11 protein-coding genes, 3 tRNA genes and 2 pseudogenes are annotated in these 17,235 nt (G+C 71.1%); 10 read left to right on the forward strand and 6 right to left on the reverse strand.

Features of this window, described 5'->3' with window-relative positions:
- Window positions 1–101: 101 nt before the first annotated feature.
- Window positions 102–818, reverse strand: coding sequence for a SanA/YdcF family protein (locus ACZ561_RS08300; protein ID WP_470991008.1), 717 nt, complete (start codon window positions 816–818; stop codon window positions 102–104).
- A 28-nt stretch (window positions 819–846) separates the two neighbouring features.
- A complete protein-coding gene (locus ACZ561_RS08305; RefSeq protein WP_470991010.1) occupies window positions 847–1,590 on the reverse strand; it encodes an aquaporin in 744 nt (247 codons plus the stop codon).
- A gap of 66 nt (window positions 1,591–1,656) precedes the next feature.
- Here ACZ561_RS08305 and ACZ561_RS08310 point away from each other — a divergent pair, with 66 nt between their 5' ends.
- The 6 genes and pseudogenes from ACZ561_RS08310 to ACZ561_RS08335 all read left to right on the forward strand — a co-directional run.
- Complete coding sequence (locus ACZ561_RS08310; RefSeq protein WP_470991012.1) at window positions 1,657–2,361, forward strand: hypothetical protein; 705 nt, start codon at window positions 1,657–1,659, stop codon at window positions 2,359–2,361.
- 89 nt (window positions 2,362–2,450) lie between these two features.
- Complete coding sequence (locus tag ACZ561_RS08315) at window positions 2,451–3,359, forward strand: sirohydrochlorin chelatase (protein ID WP_470991014.1); 909 nt, start codon at window positions 2,451–2,453, stop codon at window positions 3,357–3,359.
- Between the two features lie 35 nt (window positions 3,360–3,394).
- Window positions 3,395–4,690 carry a deoxyguanosinetriphosphate triphosphohydrolase gene (locus tag ACZ561_RS08320; protein WP_470991016.1) on the forward strand — a complete coding sequence of 432 codons (1,296 nt, stop codon included), beginning with the start codon at window positions 3,395–3,397 and terminating at the stop codon, window positions 4,688–4,690.
- A 123-nt stretch (window positions 4,691–4,813) separates the two neighbouring features.
- A complete protein-coding gene (locus ACZ561_RS08325) occupies window positions 4,814–6,076 on the forward strand; it encodes an NAD(P)/FAD-dependent oxidoreductase (protein WP_470991018.1) in 1,263 nt (420 codons plus the stop codon).
- 64 nt (window positions 6,077–6,140) lie between these two features.
- Entirely contained in the window at window positions 6,141–8,054 is a 1,914-nt protein-coding gene (gene dnaG, locus ACZ561_RS08330; RefSeq protein ID WP_470991020.1) for a DNA primase, read from the forward strand.
- A 91-nt stretch (window positions 8,055–8,145) separates the two neighbouring features.
- Window positions 8,146–9,279 (forward strand): annotated as a pseudogene (locus ACZ561_RS08335) (RNA polymerase sigma factor); the annotation flags it as partial.
- A 6-nt stretch (window positions 9,280–9,285) separates the two neighbouring features.
- On the opposite strand, the gene ACZ561_RS08340 reads toward ACZ561_RS08335, so the two are convergent.
- The 4 genes from ACZ561_RS08340 to ACZ561_RS08355 all read right to left on the reverse strand — a co-directional run bounded on the left by ACZ561_RS08340 (window position 9,286) and on the right by ACZ561_RS08355 (window position 14,924).
- Window positions 9,286–11,253 (reverse strand): ABC transporter ATP-binding protein, encoded by a 1,968-nt coding sequence (locus ACZ561_RS08340; protein WP_470991022.1) that lies wholly within the window; start codon window positions 11,251–11,253, stop codon window positions 9,286–9,288.
- Window positions 11,253–12,986, reverse strand: coding sequence for an ABC transporter ATP-binding protein (locus ACZ561_RS08345; protein WP_470991024.1), 1,734 nt, complete (start codon window positions 12,984–12,986; stop codon window positions 11,253–11,255). The genes ACZ561_RS08340 and ACZ561_RS08345 overlap by 1 nt, the downstream gene beginning before the upstream one ends.
- Before the next feature lie 90 nt (window positions 12,987–13,076).
- Window positions 13,077–14,516 (reverse strand): FGGY family carbohydrate kinase, encoded by a 1,440-nt coding sequence (locus tag ACZ561_RS08350; protein ID WP_470991026.1) that lies wholly within the window; start codon window positions 14,514–14,516, stop codon window positions 13,077–13,079.
- Between the two features lie 105 nt (window positions 14,517–14,621).
- Window positions 14,622–14,924 carry a YtxH domain-containing protein gene (locus ACZ561_RS08355; RefSeq protein WP_384525895.1) on the reverse strand — a complete coding sequence of 101 codons (303 nt, stop codon included), beginning with the start codon at window positions 14,922–14,924 and terminating at the stop codon, window positions 14,622–14,624.
- A 168-nt stretch (window positions 14,925–15,092) separates the two neighbouring features.
- On the opposite strand from ACZ561_RS08355, the gene ACZ561_RS08360 reads away from it, so the two are divergent.
- The 4 genes and pseudogenes from ACZ561_RS08360 to ACZ561_RS08375 form a co-directional block, all read left to right on the forward strand.
- Window positions 15,093–15,165 (forward strand) — tRNA-Asn (locus ACZ561_RS08360).
- 5 nt (window positions 15,166–15,170) lie between these two features.
- Window positions 15,171–15,243: transfer RNA gene (locus ACZ561_RS08365), tRNA-Asn, on the forward strand.
- Between the two features lie 175 nt (window positions 15,244–15,418).
- A tRNA-Ile gene (locus tag ACZ561_RS08370) sits at window positions 15,419–15,495 on the forward strand.
- A gap of 1,415 nt (window positions 15,496–16,910) precedes the next feature.
- A pseudogene (locus ACZ561_RS08375) lies at window positions 16,911–17,093 on the forward strand (IS5 family transposase); the annotation flags it as partial.
- Window positions 17,094–17,235: the final 142 nt, after the last annotated feature.

The raw sequence follows: 17,235 nt of genomic DNA on the forward strand, positions 1-17,235 counted from the left end.
CCGGATTACGAGTCGTGCGCGTTCTGCTCCCTCGGGTACCCCGACCGAGGTGAGGGCTCGGGGGCGCCTGGTGGATCAGCCCCTGGTCCACCAGGCGCCGTCTAGCGCGCCGACGCGAGCGCCTCCGTCACGCCTTCCTCGCGCTCTCCGAGGAAGTGCGGGTCCGGTCGCAGGGCCGCGTCCACGGCCGCCTTGCCGGCGGCGACCAGCTCCCGGACGCCGCCGTAGTAGAAGACGGAGTCGTGCGGTTCGACGACCTTCACGCCGTACGACTCGATCCCGGCCGCCCGGCAGAGTGCCACGGCCCGCTTGATGTGGAAGTCCTGGGTGACGAGGACGGCCCGGTCGACGCCGAAGATCTTCTTCGCGCGGACGCAGGAGTCCCAGGTGTCGAAGCCCGCGTAGTCGCTGACGATCCGGCCGTCCGGCACCCCGCGCTCGGTGAGGTACGCGCGCATCGCGTCCGGCTCGTCGTACTCCACGCGGCTGTTGTCGCCGGTGACGAGGACGACCTTGACCTTGCCGGCGCGGTACAGCTCGGCGGCGGTGTCGAGGCGGTGGGCGAGGTACGGGGTGGGGCGGCCCTTCCAGAGGCCGGCGCCGAAGACGACGGCGACGTCCTGGGCGGGCACCTCGGCGGTGGTCCGCAGCCGGCCGTCGGCGACGGCGTGCGTCCAGGTGGCGGGCGTGAGGGCGAGGACCGCGCCCAGCATGACGGCCTGGACGGTGCGGCGGCGGGCGCGGGTGGTGCGCGGCAGCGGTATCAGCCGCCTCAGCCGGGCGGCCACCGCCCGGGCCGGTACACGTACGCCTCGCATGGAACCTCCGTCGATCTTGCCTGCCTCGTCACCCCTTTCGACGCGAATCGGAGCCGTTCGGTTCGTTCCCGCCGTGTTCGTTCCTGCCGTACAGCACGGCGGCGAGGGCGATGCCGAGCAGGGCGCCGAGGAGCTGCGCCCCGATGAATCCGGGCAGCGAGGCGGGGGCGATGCCGGTGAAGGAGTCGGAGAAGGCGCGGCCGACCGTGCCCGCCGGGTTGGCGAACGAGCCCGAGGAGGTGAACCAGATCGCCGCCAGGAGGTACCCGCCGACGGCGACCGGGGCGAGCGCGGAACGGTCGATGCGGCGCAGCCCCTGGACGAGCAGGACGAGCCCGGCGGTGGCGACGGTCTCGCCGAGCAGCAGATGGGTGTCGGAGCGGACCTGGGTGGACCAGGTGCCGGGCGTCCGCCCGAACATGGCCTCGGCGAGCAGCGCGCCCGCGACGGCGCCGGCGAGTTGGGCGGCGAGGTAGACGGCGACCTCGCGGACGTCGGGGGCGCCCTCCTCGCCCCGCCGGGCCCACCACTCGGAGAGGGTGACGACCGGGTTGAGATGGCCGCCGGAGAGCGGGCCGAGGAGGGCGATGAGCAGGCCGAGCCCGAGGGCGGAGGCGAGCGAGTTGGCCAGCAGGCGCACCCCGACGTCCTGGCTGAGCGCGGCCGCCTGGATGCCCGACCCGACGACGACGGCCATCAGCGCGGCGGTGCCGACGAGTTCGGCGACGGCTCTTCGGGGGAGCCCGGGGAGAGGAGAGGGAGTCATTCGCATGGCGGAAAAGATATTCCGCTAGATAAAAGAATGAGGAAGTGAGGGGGAGAACCGTACGATCCGCGCATGATCATGGAAGCCGTCCGCAACAACGCCGAGTGGTGCGAGGCCATGTGCCGCGCCCACGGCCGGCCCGGGGCCTTCGGCCCGCACGCCTGGACGAACGCCCGCCGCACCCCGCTCTACTACCCGGACGCGGTGACGCTGACCGCCGACTCGTCCGTGAGGGAAGTCCTCGACGGCATCGACCGGAACGCCCCCGGAGCCTCCGTCAAGGACAGCTTCGCGCGCCTGGATCTGGCCGGTGAGGGCTTCCGGCTCCTCTTCGACGCGCAGTGGATCCACCGGCCCGGTCGGCTGCCCGCCCTCGCCGTCGACGCCTCGGCGGACACGGACTGGCGGCAGGTCCGCACTCCGGAGGAGCTGGCCGCCTGGGCGACGGCCTGGAGCGGCGGGGACGCGGACGAGTCCGCGCTGTTCCGCCCCGAGCTCCTCGCCGACCCGGCGACGAAGGTCGTCGCGGGGTACGGCGCCGACGGCGGGATCGTCGGCGGCGCGGTGCTCAGTGACAGCGGCCCGGTGACCGGAGTCTCCAACCTCTTCACCGCCGACGGACTCGACCCGACCGTGACCTGGGCGGGCTGCCTGACGCTGGTGGACGACGGCAGATCCGTCGTCGGCTACGAGTCCGGCGACGACCTGGCACCCGCCGTCGCTCTCGGCTTCGAGGAGATCGGGACCCTACGGGTCTGGCTCGACACCGGCGCCTGACAACGCGGGTGGGCGGACGGTGAGCCCATGGAAAACACTCGTGACCCCCACGCAACGGGGAGGCAACGCGCCGGGGTCAGGATCGGTTCATGACGGAGCCGGACACCACGTTCGACAGCACCGCCGAGCTGCTCGGCCGCATCACCGCGCAGCTCGGCGACCAGCTGAGCCACCTCCCCCCGACGAGAACGGGCAGGCCCATGAACAGGCCGCCGAGCAGGCCCGTGAGCAGGCCCGGGGGCACCCCCGTGGGCAGGCCAGGGGGCACGCCCACCCTCATCGCCGTCGGCCACGGCAGCCGCGACCCCCGGGCGCGCGCCACCCTCGCCCTGCTGCTCGACCGGGTCCGTGAGCTCCGCCCCGGCCTCGACATCCGCCTCGCCCACATCGAGCTGAACGCCCCGCTCCTCACCGACACCCTCGCGCGCCACCCCGGCGGGGACGCCGTCCTCGTCCCCCTGCTCTTCGGCCGCGGCTACCACGTCAAGCACGATCTGCCCGCCGCTGCCGCCGCCGCACCCGCCGTGCGCACCCGGATCGCCGCCCCGCTCGGCGCACACCCCCTGCTCGTCGAGGCGCTGGCCGACCGGCTCGCCGAGGCCGGCTGGACCTCCGCGGACAGTGCCTCGCGCTCTACCGGAGTCGTCCTGGCCGCCGCCGGCTCCCGCGACCCCGAATCCCTCGCCGACATCCGCCGCACCGCGGCCCTCCTCGGCGAACGACTCGGGGGAGTGCCCGTCGTCCCCGCGTACGCCTCCGCCTCCGCACCCACCGTCCCCGAGGCCCTGCGCACCCTCGCCTCCCGAGGCCGGCACCGGATCGCCGTCGCCTCCTGCTTCACCGCCCCCGGCCTCTTCGCCACCCGCGCCACCGCCCACGCCCCCTGGATCGCCTCCGCCCCCCTCGGCGCCCACCCCGCACTCGCCCGCCTGGTCCTCCACCGCTACGACCAGGCCGTCGCACTCCTCGGCTCCCAGCAGGAACTGATGTCCGCCTAGCCCCATGTGTCGGTCCCGCCGGATACCTTCGGTGCATGGAAGGCATCACGGACACTCCCGGCTACGACGACACCGCGACCGACCGTTGGGCCGCAGAGCCCGACAAGAGGCCAGGGCGGACCGCCTTCCAGCGCGATCGCGCGCGAGTGCTGCACTCCAGCGCGCTGCGCAGACTCGCCGGGAAGACCCAGGTCGTCACCCCCGGATCGCGAAGCCACGCCTGGGACGCCAGCCCCCGCACCCGGCTCACCCACTCCCTGGAGTGCGCCCAGGTAGGCCGTGAGCTCGGCGCCGCGCTCGGCTGCGACCCCGATCTCGTCGAGGCCTCCTGCCTCGCCCACGACATGGGCCACCCGCCCTTCGGGCACAACGGCGAGCAGGCCCTCAACGACTTCGCCAAGGACTGCGGCGGCTTCGAGGGCAACGCCCAGTCCCTGCGCCTGCTCACCCGTATCGAGCCCAAGCGGTTCATCGCCGACCCCGCCACCGGCGAGCCCGTCAGCGTCGGCCTCAACCTCACCCGCGCCGCCCTCGACGCCGCCACCAAGTACCCCTGGCCCCGCGGTGGCCATCCCGAGGACCCGGACTCCCCGAAGTTCGGCGTGTACGAGGACGACATCCCCGTCTTCCGCTGGGCCCGCCAGGGCGCCCCCGAGCACCGCAAGTGCTTCGAGGCCCAGGTCATGGACTGGTCCGACGACGTGGCGTACTCCGTCCACGACTTCGAGGACGGCCTGCACGCCGGACACATCGACCCCAACATGCTCTTCTCCGAGGCCGAGCGCGCCGACATCTGGAGCGTCGCCGTCGGCCGCTACGTACCGTCGGACACCGACCCGCAGGAGCTCGCCGAGGCGCTCGACCGGCTCGTCGACCAGGAGTGGTGGCCGCACGGCTACGACGGATCCGCCGTCGCCCAGGCCCGCCTCAAGGACGCCACCAGCCAGCTCATCGGCCGCTTCTGCCTCGCCGCCGAGGGCGCCACGCGCCAGGCGTACGGCTCCGGACGCCTCACCCGGTACGCCGCCGAGCTCGTCGTCCCCCGCGAGACCCGCAACGAATGCGCCGTTCTCAAGGCCGTCGCCGACCGGTACGTCATGCAGCGCGCCGAGCAGGAAGCGCTCCGCGCCGACCAGCGCGTCGTCCTCGCCGAACTCGCCGAGGCGCTCACGGCGCGCGCCCCCGAAGGCCTCGACCCGCAGTTCCGCGCCCTGTTCGACGCGGCCGGCGACGACCGCTCACGCAAGCGGGTGATCATCGACCAGATCGCCTCACTCACCGACGCCTCCGCCCGAACCCTCCACGCCCGTCTCCGCCCCCGCCGTCCGTAGGGGACCCCGCCCCCTTCCCCGATCACGCTCCGTGCGGGACGCTCGGCGGAGGGCCCGAGGCGGTACGGCTCGCCGAACGCCCGGAGGCGTAGCGTAGAAGCGGTCGCAACGAGGAGGCATCAAGTGGTCGACGCAGATCAGACCTTCGTCATCGTCGGCGGGGGCCTGGCCGGGGCCAAGGCGGCGGAGACACTCCGTTCCGAGGGGTTCACCGGCCGAGTGATCCTCATCGGCGACGAGCGCGACCACCCCTACGAACGCCCACCCCTCTCCAAGGGCTATCTGACCGGCAAGGAGGAGCGCGACAGCGTCTTCGTCCACGAGCCCGCCTGGTACGCCCGCGCCGAAGTCGAGCTCCACCTCGGGCAGCCCGTCACCGTCATCGACCGCGAGGCCCGCACCGTACGCCTCGGCGACGGCACCACCATCCGCTACGACCGGCTTCTCCTCGCCACCGGCTCCGAGCCGCGCCGCCTCGACATCCCCGGCACCGGGCTCGCCGGCGTCCACCATCTGCGCAGGCTCGCCCACGCCGACCGGCTGCGCCACGTCCTCGCCTCCCTCGGCCGCGACAACGGCCACCTGGTGATCGCGGGCGGCGGCTGGATCGGTCTGGAGGTCGCCGCCGCGGCCCGTGGTTACGGCGCCGAGGTCACCGTCGTCGAGTCCGAACCCACCCCGCTCCACCAGGTCCTCGGCCCCGAGCTCGGCCAGCTCTTCGCCGATCTCCACACCGAGCACGGCGTCCGGTTCGTCTTCGGCGCCCGGCTCACCGAGATCATCGGCCAGGACGGCATGGTCCTCGCCGTCCGCACCGACGCCGGCGAGGAGCACCCCGCCCACGCCGTCCTCGCCGCGATCGGCGCGGCCCCGCGCACCGCCCTTGCCGAGGCCGCCGGCCTCAACCTGGTCGACCGCGCCCACGGCGGCGGCATCGCCGTCGACGCGTCGCTGCGCACCTCCGACCCCGAGATCTTCGCGGCCGGCGACGTCGCCGCCGCCCACCACCCGCTCCTGCACACCCGGCTGCGTGTCGAGCACTGGGCCAACGCCCTCAACGGCGGCCCGGCCGCGGCCCGCGCCATGCTCGGTCAGTCCGTCTCCTACGACCGTGTCCCGTACTTCTTCTCCGACCAGTACGACCTGGGCATGGAGTACTCGGGCTGGGCGCCGCCCGGCTCCTACGACCAGGTCGTGCTGCGCGGCGACGTCGGCAAGCGGCAGTTCATCGCCTTCTGGCTCAAGGACCGCAAGGTCCTGGCGGGGATGAACGTGAATGTGTGGGACGTCACAGAGCCGATCCAGCAGCTCATCCGCGCCCAGTCCCCGGTGGACACCGAGGTCCTCGGCAATCCCTCCGTCCCGCTGGAGAGCCTCGTCCCCTAGTCCGGACGCCCACGACAGCGTCCTCCGCGGGGGACGACCGCCCGGACCGCCGTAGACTTCCTGCGTGGCAGGCAGGATCAACGATGACGACGTGAAGGCGGTACGGGACGCGGTCCCGATCGACGCCGTCGTGTCCGAGTACCTCCAGCTCCGCAACGCGGGTGGCGGCAACCTCAAGGGTCTGTGCCCCTTCCACGACGAGAAGTCGCCCTCCTTCCAGGTCAGCCCGAGCAAGGGCCTGTTCCACTGCTTCGGCTGCCAGGAGGGCGGCGACACCATCGCCTTCGTGATGAAGATCGACCACCTCTCCTTCTCGGAGACGGTCGAGCGCCTCGCCGCCAAGGCGGGCATCACGCTGCGGTACGAAGAAGGCGGCTACAACCCCGGCCACCAGCGCGGCGAGCGCATCCGGCTGGTCGAGGCCCACCAGGTCGCCACGCAGTTCTACATCGACCAACTCGGCTCGCCCGAGGCCGAGATCGGCCGCAAGTTCCTCGCCGAGCGTGGCTTCGACCAGGCCGCCGCCGAGCACTTCGGCGTGGGCTACTCCCCGGCCGGCTGGGACCACCTCACCCGCTTCCTGCGCGGCAAGGGCTTCTCCGACAAGGAACTGATCCTCTCCGGGCTCTCCCAGGACGGCCGCCGCGGCCCCATCGACCGCTTCCGCGGCCGGCTCATGTGGCCGATCCGGGACGTCGGCGGCGATGTCGTCGGCTTCGGCGCCCGCAAGCTCCGCGACGACGACAACGGGCCCAAGTACCTGAACACGCCCGAGACCCCGATCTACAAGAAGTCCCAGGTGCTCTACGGCATCGACCTGGCCAAGAAGGACATCGCCAAGGTCAGCCGGGCCGTCGTCGTCGAGGGCTACACCGACGTCATGGCCTGCCACCTCGCCGGCGTCACCACCGCCATCGCCACCTGCGGCACCGCCTTCGGCGGCGACCACATCAAGATCCTCCGCCGACTCCTGATGGACAACGGCTCGGCCCGCGTCATCTTCACCTTCGACGGCGACGCGGCAGGGCAGAAGGCCGCGCTCCGCGCCTTCGAGGACGACCAGAAGTTCGCCGCCGAGACCTACATCGCCATCGCCCCGGACGGCATGGACCCCTGCGAGCTGCGGCTCGCCAAGGGCGACCAGGCCGTCGCCGAACTGGTCGAGCCGCGCACCCCCCTCTTCGAGTTCGCGCTCCGCCAGATCGTGAAGCGGTACGACCTGGAGACCCCGGCGGGCCGGGCCGCCGCCCTCGACGAGGCCGCGCCGATCGTCGCCCGGATCAAGAACATCGCCTCGCAGCACGAGGTCGCCGTCCAGCTCGCGGGGATGCTCGGCATCCTCGACACCCCGTTCGTGGTCAAGCGCGTCGCCCAGATCGCCCGCTGGCAGCGCGACCGTGGCGGCCGCGGCACCCAGGCGCCGCCGGCCCCGCAGCACGGGGGTGCCCGAAGGGCTACGGGGGAGTACGAGACCCAGGCCCCCGCCGCGGCCGGCGGTCCGGCCCTCAATCTGCGCAGCCCCGCCCACCGCACCGAGCGCGAACTGCTCAAACTCGCCCTCCAGCGCCCCGAACTGGTCTCCCCGGCCTTCGACGCCTACGGCGCGGACGAGTTCACCGCCCCGCCCTACGCGGCCGTCCGCCAGTGCGTCCAGGACGCGGGAGGCGCCACCGGAGCCCCCGCCGACTACCTGTCCGCCGTCCGCGAGGCCGCCCCGAACGACACGGTCCGCGCGCTCGTCACCGAGCTCGCCGTCGAGGCGATCTTCGCCAAGGTCGTCGACGAGGTCTACGCCGGCGCCCAGCTCGTCTCGGTCCGGCTGCGCGCCGTCGACCGCCGCGTCCGCGACATCCAGGGCACTCTGGCCCGCCTCGGCGTCAACGGAGACCCGGCCCAACTGGCCGCCGTGCAGAACGAGTTGTGGGTGCTCACCCAGTACGGACAGTCGCTGCGCACCAACGGGGCCGCGGCGCTCTGACGTTCGGTGACCCACCGGACTCAAAAAGTCACCGCACGCCCCTCGTGGCAGTGATGTGTCGTACCCCACACTGGGGAGCGGTGCCTGAGCCCCCGGAGCACCGGCAGCGATCACCCTGGAGGTCGCCCCCGTGCAGACCCAGACCCTGTCCCCGACGGACGTCGTGCCCGGGCAACGCCCGGCCGTCCACCACCCGGAGGCGCCGGCCTCCGCAGAGCCGGCCGAGGCCTCCGATCCGCCCGAGCCCGTCGAGTTCGTGGACGACACACCCGAACCGGAGCCGGTTCCCCGCCGCCCCGAACCCGGCGGAAGCGGACCCTCCTCCGATCTGTTCCGCCAGTACCTGCGGGAGATAGGCCGCATCCCGCTGCTCACCGCCGCCGAGGAGGTCGAGCTGGCCCGCCGCGTCGAGGCAGGTCTCTTCGCCGAGGCGAAGCTGGCCAACACCCCTGATCTGGACTCCCAGTTGGCACTCGACCTGGACCGGCTCGTCGTGCTGGGCCGGATGGCCAAGCGCCGCCTGATCGAGGCCAATCTGCGACTCGTCGTCTCCGTCGCCAAACGGTACGTCGGGCGTGGGCTGACCATGCTCGACCTGGTCCAGGAGGGAAATCTGGGCCTGATCCGCGCGGTGGAGAAGTTCGACTACGCGCGCGGCTACAAGTTCTCGACGTACGCGACCTGGTGGATCCGCCAGGCCATGTCCCGGGCCCTCGCCGACCAGGCCCGGACCATCCGGGTCCCGGTCCATGTCGTCGAGCTCATCAACCGGGTCGTCCGCGTCCAGCGCCGGATGCTCCAGGAACGCGGCTACGAACCCACCCCCGAAGAGGTCGCGGCCCAGCTCGACCTGATGCCCGAGCGGGTCAGCGAGGTGCTGCGCCTCGCCCAGGAACCGGTCTCCCTGCACGCCCCCGTGGGCGAGGAGGACGATGTCGCCCTCGGCGACCTCATCGAGGACGGCGACGCCGCGAGCCCCGTGGAGTCGGCGGCGTTCCTGCTGCTCCGCGAGCACCTGGAGGCCGTCCTCTCCACCCTCGGCGAGCGCGAACGCAAGGTCGTCCAGCTCCGTTACGGCCTGGACGACGGCAGGCCCCGCACCCTGGAGGAGATCGGACGGCTCTTCGGCGTGACGCGCGAACGCATCCGCCAGATCGAGTCGAAGACCCTCAACAAGCTGCGGGACCACGCCTTCGCGGACCAGCTCAGGGGCTACCTGGACTGACGGCGGTCAGTCCACCTCGACGACCGCCTGCGCGAACTGCGCCGCGTAGAGCCGCGCGTACGCGCCGCTCGCCGCCAACAGCTCCTCGTGCGTGCCCTGTTCGACGATCGAGCCGTTCTCCATCACCAGGATCACGTCCGCGTCCCTGATGGTGGAGAGTCGGTGGGCGATCACGAACGACGTACGCCCGTGGGCCAGGCGCGCCATCGCCTTCTGGATGAGGACCTCGGTACGGGTGTCGACCGAGCTGGTCGCCTCGTCCAGGACAAGGATCACCGGGTCGGACAGGAACGCCCGGGCGATGGTGATCAGCTGCTTCTCGCCGGCGCTGACGCCCGAGCCCTCGTCGTCGATGACGGTGTCGTAGCCGTCGGGCAGGGTGCGGATGAACCGGTCGGCGTGCGCGGCCCGCGCCGCCTCCTCGATCTCCTCCCGGGACACGGCGCGGGACGCACCGTAGGCGATGTTGTCGGCGATCGTGCCGCCGAACAGCCAGGTGTCCTGGAGGACCATGCCGATCCCGGACCGCAGGTCCTCCCGCGACATCGCCGAGATGTCCACGCCGTCGAGGGTGATCCGGCCGCCCGTCACCTCGTAGAACCGCATCAGCAGGTTCACCAGCGTCGTCTTCCCGGCGCCGGTCGGGCCGACGATCGCGACCGTCTGGCCGGGCTCCACCGTCAGCGACAGGTCCTCGATCAGCGGCTTCTCCGGCTCGTAGCGGAACGCCACCTCCTCCAGCGCGACCTTGCCGAGCGACTCCGAGGGCTTCCCCCAGCCTCCGGCCGGGGGCGCCCCGATCCCGCCTCGCTCGCTCTTCAGGGCGTCCGGCTCCTGCTCCTCGGCGTCGAGGAGCTCGAAGATCCGCTCGGCCGAGGCGACCCCGGACTGCACCAGGTTCGCCATCGACGCGACCTGCGTCAGCGGCATCGAGAACTGCCGGGAGTACTGGATGAACGCCTGCACGTCACCGATCGACAGCGTGCCGCTCGCGACCCGGAGGCCGCCGACCACGGCCACCAGGACGTAGTTGATGTTCGAGACGAAGAACATCACCGGCTGCATGACACCGCTGTTGAACTGCGCCTTGAACCCGGCCTCGTACAGCGCCTCGTTCTGCTCGCGGAAGTCGGCCGCCGACTCGCCCTGCCGCCCGAAGACCTTCACCAGCGCGTGGCCGGTGTACATCTCCTCCACATGGGCGTTGAGCGTGCCCGTGGACTTCCACTGCTGCACGAAGTGCGGCTGCGAACGCTTGCCGATCTTGGTGGCCACGACCACCGACACCGGCACGGTCACCAGAGCGACCAGCGCGAGCAGCGGCGAGATCCAGAACATCATGGCCAGCACGCCGACGATGGTGAGCAGCGAGTTGATCAGCTGTCCCATCGACTGCTGGAGCGTCTGCGAGATGTTGTCGATGTCGTTGGTCGCCCGGCTGAGGACCTCGCCACGTTTGGCCTTGTCGAAGTACGACAGCGGCAGCCGCGCCAGCTTCGCCTGCACGTCCTCGCGCATCCGGTAGACCGTCCGGTTGATCACCTTGATCGACATACGGGTCGAGACCAGCATGAGAAGTCCGGCCGCCACGTAGATGACGAGCACCCAGAGCAGCACCTCCCCGACCGCCGTGAAGTCGATGCCCTGCCCGGGGGTGAAGTCGACCCCGGAGAGCATGTCGGCCATCCCGCCTTCGCCCGCCGCCCGAAGCCGCTCGATCTCCTGGGCCTTCGTCGCGCCCTCGGTCATGCCGCGCCCGACCACGCCCGCGAAGACCAGGTCGGTCGCCTTGCCGAGGATCTTCGGGCCGACCACCGACGCGGCGACGCTGAGCACACCCGCGACCAGCATCAGCCACAGTGCGCCCCGCTCGGGCGCCAGCTGCTTCAGCAGCCGCTTGCCCGAGCCCTTGAAGTCCATCGACCGCTGGTCGGGGCCGCCCCCGGCCATCATCCGTCCGCCAGGACCGGCCATCAGGCTGCCTCCGCCTCGGTCAGCTGGGAGAGCACGATCTCCCGGTACGTCTCATTGCCCGCCATCAGCTCGTGATGGCGCCCGGTGCCCACGACCCGGCCCTCGTCGAGGACGACGATGCGGTCGGCGTCCCGGATGGTCGACACCCGCTGGGCGACGATCACCACGGTCGAGTCCGCCGTCTCCTCCTTGAGTGCTTCCCGCAGCAGGGCGTCGGTCTGGTAGTCGAGCGCGGAGAACGAGTCGTCGAAGAGATAGATCTCCGGCCGCTGCACCAGCGTCCGCGCGATCGCGAGCCGCTGTCGCTGTCCGCCGGACACGTTCGTGCCGCCCTGCGCGATCGGTGCGTTCAGCCCGTTCTCCAGCTTCTTCACGAAGTCGGCGGCCTGGGCGACCTCGAGCGCGTGCCACAGCTCGTCGTCGGTCGCGTCGGGCTTTCCGTACCGCAGGTTCGTCGCCACCGTCCCGGAGAACAGATACGGCTTCTGCGGGACGAGCCCGACGGTCCGTGCCATCAGGTCCGCGTCCAGCTTCCGTACGTCCACACCGTCGACGAGCACCTCGCCGCCGGTGACGTCGAACAGCCGTGGCACCAGACCCAGCAGGGTCGACTTGCCGCTGCCCGTCGAACCGATGATCGCCGTCGTCTCACCGGGCCGCGCCACCAGCTCCACATCCCGCAGGACCGATTCCTCGGCACCCGGGTAGCAGAAGTCCGCGCCCCGGACCTCCAGATGGCCACGCCGCTTCAGCTCGGCCACCGGCTCGGCCGGCGGCACGACGCTGCTCTCGGTGGCCAGGACCTCCTCGATGCGCTCGGCACACACCTCGGCCCGCGGCACCATCATGAACATGAAGGTGGCCATCATCACGGCCATCACGATCTGCATCAGGTAGGCGAGGAACGCGGTCAGTGCCCCGATCTCCATGCCCCCGCTGTCGATGCGGTGCGCACCGAACCAGACCACCGCGACGCTGGAGATGTTCACGACCGTCATGACCACGGGGAACATCAGCGCCATCAGCCGGCCGGTCTCCATCGAGACGTCGGTCAGCTCGGTGTTCGAGCCCTTGAACCGCTCACGCTCGTAGTCGTCCTTCACGAAGGCGCGGATCACGCGGTTGCCGGTGATCTGCTCGCGCAGCACCCGGTTCACGGTGTCGAGCCGCTCCTGCATGGTCCGGAACAGCGGCCGCATCTTCTTCACGATCAGCGAGACCGCGATGCCGAGGACCGGCACGACCGCGATCAGGACCGCGGACAGCGGCACGTCGAGACTCAGCGCCATCACGATGCCGCCGACGCACATGATGGGCGCCGAGACCATCAGCGTGAACGCCATCAGGACCAGCATCTGGACCTGCTGGACGTCGTTGGTGGTCCGGGTGATCAGCGACGGCGCGCCGAACTGCCCGACCTCACGGGCGGAGAAGGACTGCACCCGCTCGAAGACGGCGGCACGGACGTCCCGGCCGAGGGCCGACGCGGTCCGCGCCCCGTAGTACACGGCCCCGACGTTGCAGACGACCTGGACCACGGAGACCGCGATCATCAGGGCGCCGAACCGCAGGATGTAGCCGGTGTCCCCGTTCACGACACCGTTGTCGATGATGTCCGCGTTCAGGGTCGGCAGATAGAGAGAGGCGCAGGTCTGCAGGAACTGGAGCAGGACCAGCAGGCCTATGGGCTTTTTGTACGGTCGGAGGTGGGTTCGGAGAAGTCGTAGGAGCACGGGTTCTACTATCGCCCGCACCCCCCGGACGTTACGACCGTGTTTTGTCGAGTCTTGAACGGACTCCGCTGTGAGCCGAACGGGCTCCGGTCACGCCCCGAACGCGCCCGGGTGCAGCTGCTCCCGCGTGGCCCCGTACTGCTGCCGCACCGCCTGACCGACCGCCAGCTCCTCGCCGGGCTCGAAGATCTGTGCGGCGGCGCCCTGCCAGGCCGGCGGAGCGGCCGGGGAGAGCGTGCCCCGCGCGACGCCGAGCGCCCACGCGGCCTGCCGGGCGGCGCCGAGCGCCGCGTAGTCCGCGGGCTGGGGGACGACGGCCTGCGCGCCGAAGATCGCCGGAGCGAGTGCCTGGACGGCGGGCAGCTCGGCCGCCGCACCGAGCAGGAACACCCGGCGCACCTCGACGCCCCGCCCCCGCAGCACGTCCATCGCGTCGGTGAGCGAGCAGAGCATCCCCTCGAACGCGGCCCGCGCGAGGTGCTCGGGCTTCATCGACTCGCGGCGCAGTCCGCTGAGCGTGCCGGCGGTGTGCGGCAGCTGCGGGGTGCGCTCGCCCTCCAGATACGGCAGCAGGACGAGTCCGGAGGAGCCCGGCGTCGACTTCAGCGCGAGCGCCGACAGCTCCTCCAGGCTCTCCACGCCGAGCATCTCGGCGGTGCCGCGCAGCGCGCGCACGGCGTTCGAGGTGTGCACGACGGGCAGGTGCATCCCGGTCGCGTCGGCGAAGGAGGTGATCAGGCCCTGCGGGTCGGCGAGCGCCTCGTGGTGGACGGCCATCACGGAGCCGGAGGCGCCGAGCGAGACGACGGCGTCGCCGTGCCCGAGGCCGAGCCCGAGCGCGGCGGCCATGGTCTCGCCCGTACCGGCGGAGATCAGCAGCCCCTCGGGGGTGGTCCCGGCGGCGTCGGCAGGGCCGAGCACCTCGGGAAGCATGGCCTGGTGACCGAGGGCCAGCTCGACGAGGTCGGGGCGGTAGGCCCCGGCACCGGCCGACCAGTACCCGGTGGCGGAGGCGGCGCCGCGGTCGGTGGTGCGGCGCACGGGCCGGCCGAGAAGCTGCCAGACCAGCCAGTCGTGCGGCTGGAGGAGCATGGCGACGCGCTGGGCGTTCTCCGGCTCGGAGCGGGCCAGCCAGCGGAGCTTGGCGACGGGCTGTCCGGCCTGCGGCACGGAGCCGACGGCCTCGGCCCAGGCCCGACGCCCGCCGAACGCCTCGATCAGATCGGCGGCGGCCACCTGCGCCCGCTTGTCGTTGCCGACCAGCGCGGGCCGCACGAGGCCGCCCTGAGGGTCGAGCGGTACGAGCCCGTGCTGCTGGGCGGAGACGCCGATGGCCTGCACACCTTCGAGCAGCCCACCGCCCGCGGCCTCGCCGAGCGAGAGCAGCCAGGCCTGCGGGTCGACGTCGGTGGCCTTCGGCTCACCGGGGTGCGGGGCATAGCCCTGCCGCAGTACGGCACCCGTGTCCGCGTCGCAGACGACGATGCGTGTGAACTCAGCAGAGCTGTCCAAGCCGGCGACTATCCCCATGACAGGAGATTCTGCCGCACGCGGGGGAGTAGGTGGAGCGCGTGCGGGGTAGGAGACGCACTTTCGAGCGGGAATGCCGCGGCCGAGGCGTCACCCGGGCGTCGCTCAGGTGTTGCTCACACCCCAGTCGTCCTCGGTGACCTGGCCGTTGTGGTGGCGCAGCGCGTGGATCCGCTCGGTGACCGACGCGGGCAGCTTGTCGCCGACCTTGTCGCTCACCGCGTGGTACGCCTTGCCGGCGACCTGGCGCCCGGTCTGTGCCGCGGACTCGGCGGCGTTGCGCACCGCCGGGTTCTGCGAGAACTCCCGGGCGGACTTCTTCATCTGTTCGTAGCGCTCGCGCCCGGCGCGCGTCCCGATGACGTAACCGAGGGCCAGCCCCACGACGAACGTCAGCTTGTACCGCACGGCGGCACCACCTTCCCTTGAGCTTCCCTGTTGTCTCACTGGTGCCCACGAGCGCCCACGGCATACCGATTGGCGGAGCACCCCCCTGCTTGCGCTAATGTATGTGTCGCAGCGAGCGCGCGCCGCCCGGGAACACCCGAGGTGGATCCGTTCGGTGCAACGCAGCAATCCCCTGTAGCTCAATTGGCAGAGCAGCCGGCTGTTAACCGGCAGGTTACTGGTTCGAGTCCAGTCGGGGGAGCGCGATCCCCTGTAGCTCAATTGGCAGAGCATTCGGCTGTTAACCGGAGGGTTGCTGGTTCGAGTCCAGCCGGGGGAGCGATCGAAAGAGGACCCTGAGGGGTCCTTTTTCTTATGTCCGGGAACCATCCGCCGCGCTGCGGAGTCCTCCTGGTCGAGCAGCGCGCAGCAGTGCCGAGCATCCGGAGCAGGAGATCGTATGAGCGGCTATGCTGCGGCAGACGGCGCGCACACATGTACGCGCCACACCGTTAGGGGCGGTAGCTCAGCCGGTTAGAGCAGCGGACTCATAATCCGTCGGCCGTGGGTTCGAGTCCCACCCGCCCCACCACCGCATGGTGAAGCAGAATCGTTCTGACCAGGGACTTCTCCTGGTTGGACGGCTCTCGCCATGTTTGCACACGGCCTTCGCCCTCGCGTTCCCCAATGTTTGGACAGAGTGTTTGGACGCGAGTGGTCCGACACGCCCAAGTCACCCAGACGCCGCAGGGCCGCCCCCGTCCGGCCCCCATGTGAGCCACCCCACACCATCCGGCGTCGTGATCCGTGAGGGCACGAACCGGAGCACCGTGACGTCCGGCCGTGATCGTTGGGGATGGCATAGCTCGGGTTCTCGACCCGCAGGACGGTCGGTCGGTTCCCACCTCATCGCGCTCGCTGAGCGACTTTTCAGCGGCTGCAGCAGCCGCCTGCTCCGGGCAGCGTGCCGGCGTTCGGGTCTCGCCGAGGAGATCACCATCAGGTCGAAGCCGGGCAGCGGCAGCCCACAACGGCTGTAGTTCGCGGCCTGGACGTGGTCGACGGCCAGGCACCATTCCCCTCGGGGGCGGGTTCCCGTGCATCAGAAGCTCACATTGACGCGGACTACCGGGGTGATCCTCGCGGACTGGCCGCTCTACCTCCGCCTGCTGAGGGCGCGACGGCATCGTTCGGTAACGACGCACCCGAAGCGAAACCCGACGGAGATCCAGCGCCAGGCAGCGCGAGCTCATCCGAGACCTGTCCACGCCGCGTTCGCGGAACAGCGCCCTGGGCTGTCGGCCCGAGCAACGCCCCGGCGCCCCGGTGACGGGCGGAAGACGCCCTCTCACGTCTCCGTCTGGTCCGGTCGGCCGAGCCTGCCGCGTGCGGGGGTGTGGGGTACAGGGGTGCCCTCGCGCAGATCCTGGGAGGTGGCCGAGGCCTTTGGCGCCAGCGGCCGTACCGCTCGGCGAGGGTTACGGCCGAGACGCCGTGCAGGAGGACGCCGAGACCGACGGTGATCGCGACCACCCTCCCCAGCAGTCCACCCCTGGGGCGTGTTCCTCCACCACGAGCAGTGCCGGCATCACGGAGGCGAGGCTGCGTGGCCCGAATCAGCCGATGTACACCACTCTGGGTGGCCGCAGCCCGCTCCCGGCGAGTGAGAGAGCCACCGGCAGCATCCTGACCACGGGAGGCTGAGGACGGTGTACAGGACGCTCCGCCAGCTCAAGTTCTCCAGCGCGGGGCCGAGCGGCACCGCACCGAACACGAGAAGGCTGATCGACGCCAGGAGCTCTCCGAGGTTCTCGGCGAACTCGGTTGTGTGGTCCGGCTGTCCCCTTCTCGCTGTCGATCCTGTGCCGGCGCAGTGCGAACCCGGAGGCGAACCCGGCGACCCGCCGTCGTCAAGGCGCTCACCGGCGAAGGCCGCGGCGCCTTGGACGTGAGCGGGGGACGGTCACCCTCGACGTCGGCGAAGTCGCCGACCGGGTCAAGGAGGACCGCAAGGTCTGGGTCGACGGCAACTACTGCCAGCGCCTCGTCGAGCATGCCGCGACCCTCGGCATCGACATGGAGATCACCGCCCGCATCCGCTGGACCAGGGGATGCACCCCGATCTCGAAGCGGTGGGCGATCGAGCGAATCTATGGCTGGCTGATGCTCCACCGCCGCCTGGCCCGTGACCAGGGTCATTGCATGTTCGGGATCGGTCCGATTCGCCGGTCTCGTGCATGACGTGATGTCATGTTCCGGCCTGGGCAGGGATGTTCCCCCGGGAAGCAGAACAGGCACGGCGCCGGTGATCATGTGGTTGTCGAAGACCCAT

The organism is Streptomyces sp. NPDC039609 (assembly GCF_055596705.1).

What these genes read in the sequence shown, in the direction of transcription:
- ACZ561_RS08300 (WP_470991008.1), bottom strand. Translation starts at nt 818, where the DNA reads ATGCGAGGCGTACGTGTACCGGCCCGGGCGGTGGCCGCCCGGCTGAGG.
- ACZ561_RS08305 (WP_470991010.1), bottom strand. Translation starts at nt 1,590, where the DNA reads ATGCGAATGACTCCCTCTCCTCTCCCCGGGCTCCCCCGAAGAGCCGTC.
- ACZ561_RS08310 (WP_470991012.1), top strand. Translation starts at nt 1,657, where the DNA reads ATGATCATGGAAGCCGTCCGCAACAACGCCGAGTGGTGCGAGGCCATG.
- ACZ561_RS08315 (WP_470991014.1), top strand. Translation starts at nt 2,451, where the DNA reads ATGACGGAGCCGGACACCACGTTCGACAGCACCGCCGAGCTGCTCGGC.
- ACZ561_RS08320 (WP_470991016.1), top strand. Translation starts at nt 3,395, where the DNA reads ATGGAAGGCATCACGGACACTCCCGGCTACGACGACACCGCGACCGAC.
- ACZ561_RS08340 (WP_470991022.1), bottom strand. Translation starts at nt 11,253, where the DNA reads ATGGCCGGTCCTGGCGGACGGATGATGGCCGGGGGCGGCCCCGACCAG.
- ACZ561_RS08350 (WP_470991026.1), bottom strand. Translation starts at nt 14,516, where the DNA reads ATGGGGATAGTCGCCGGCTTGGACAGCTCTGCTGAGTTCACACGCATC.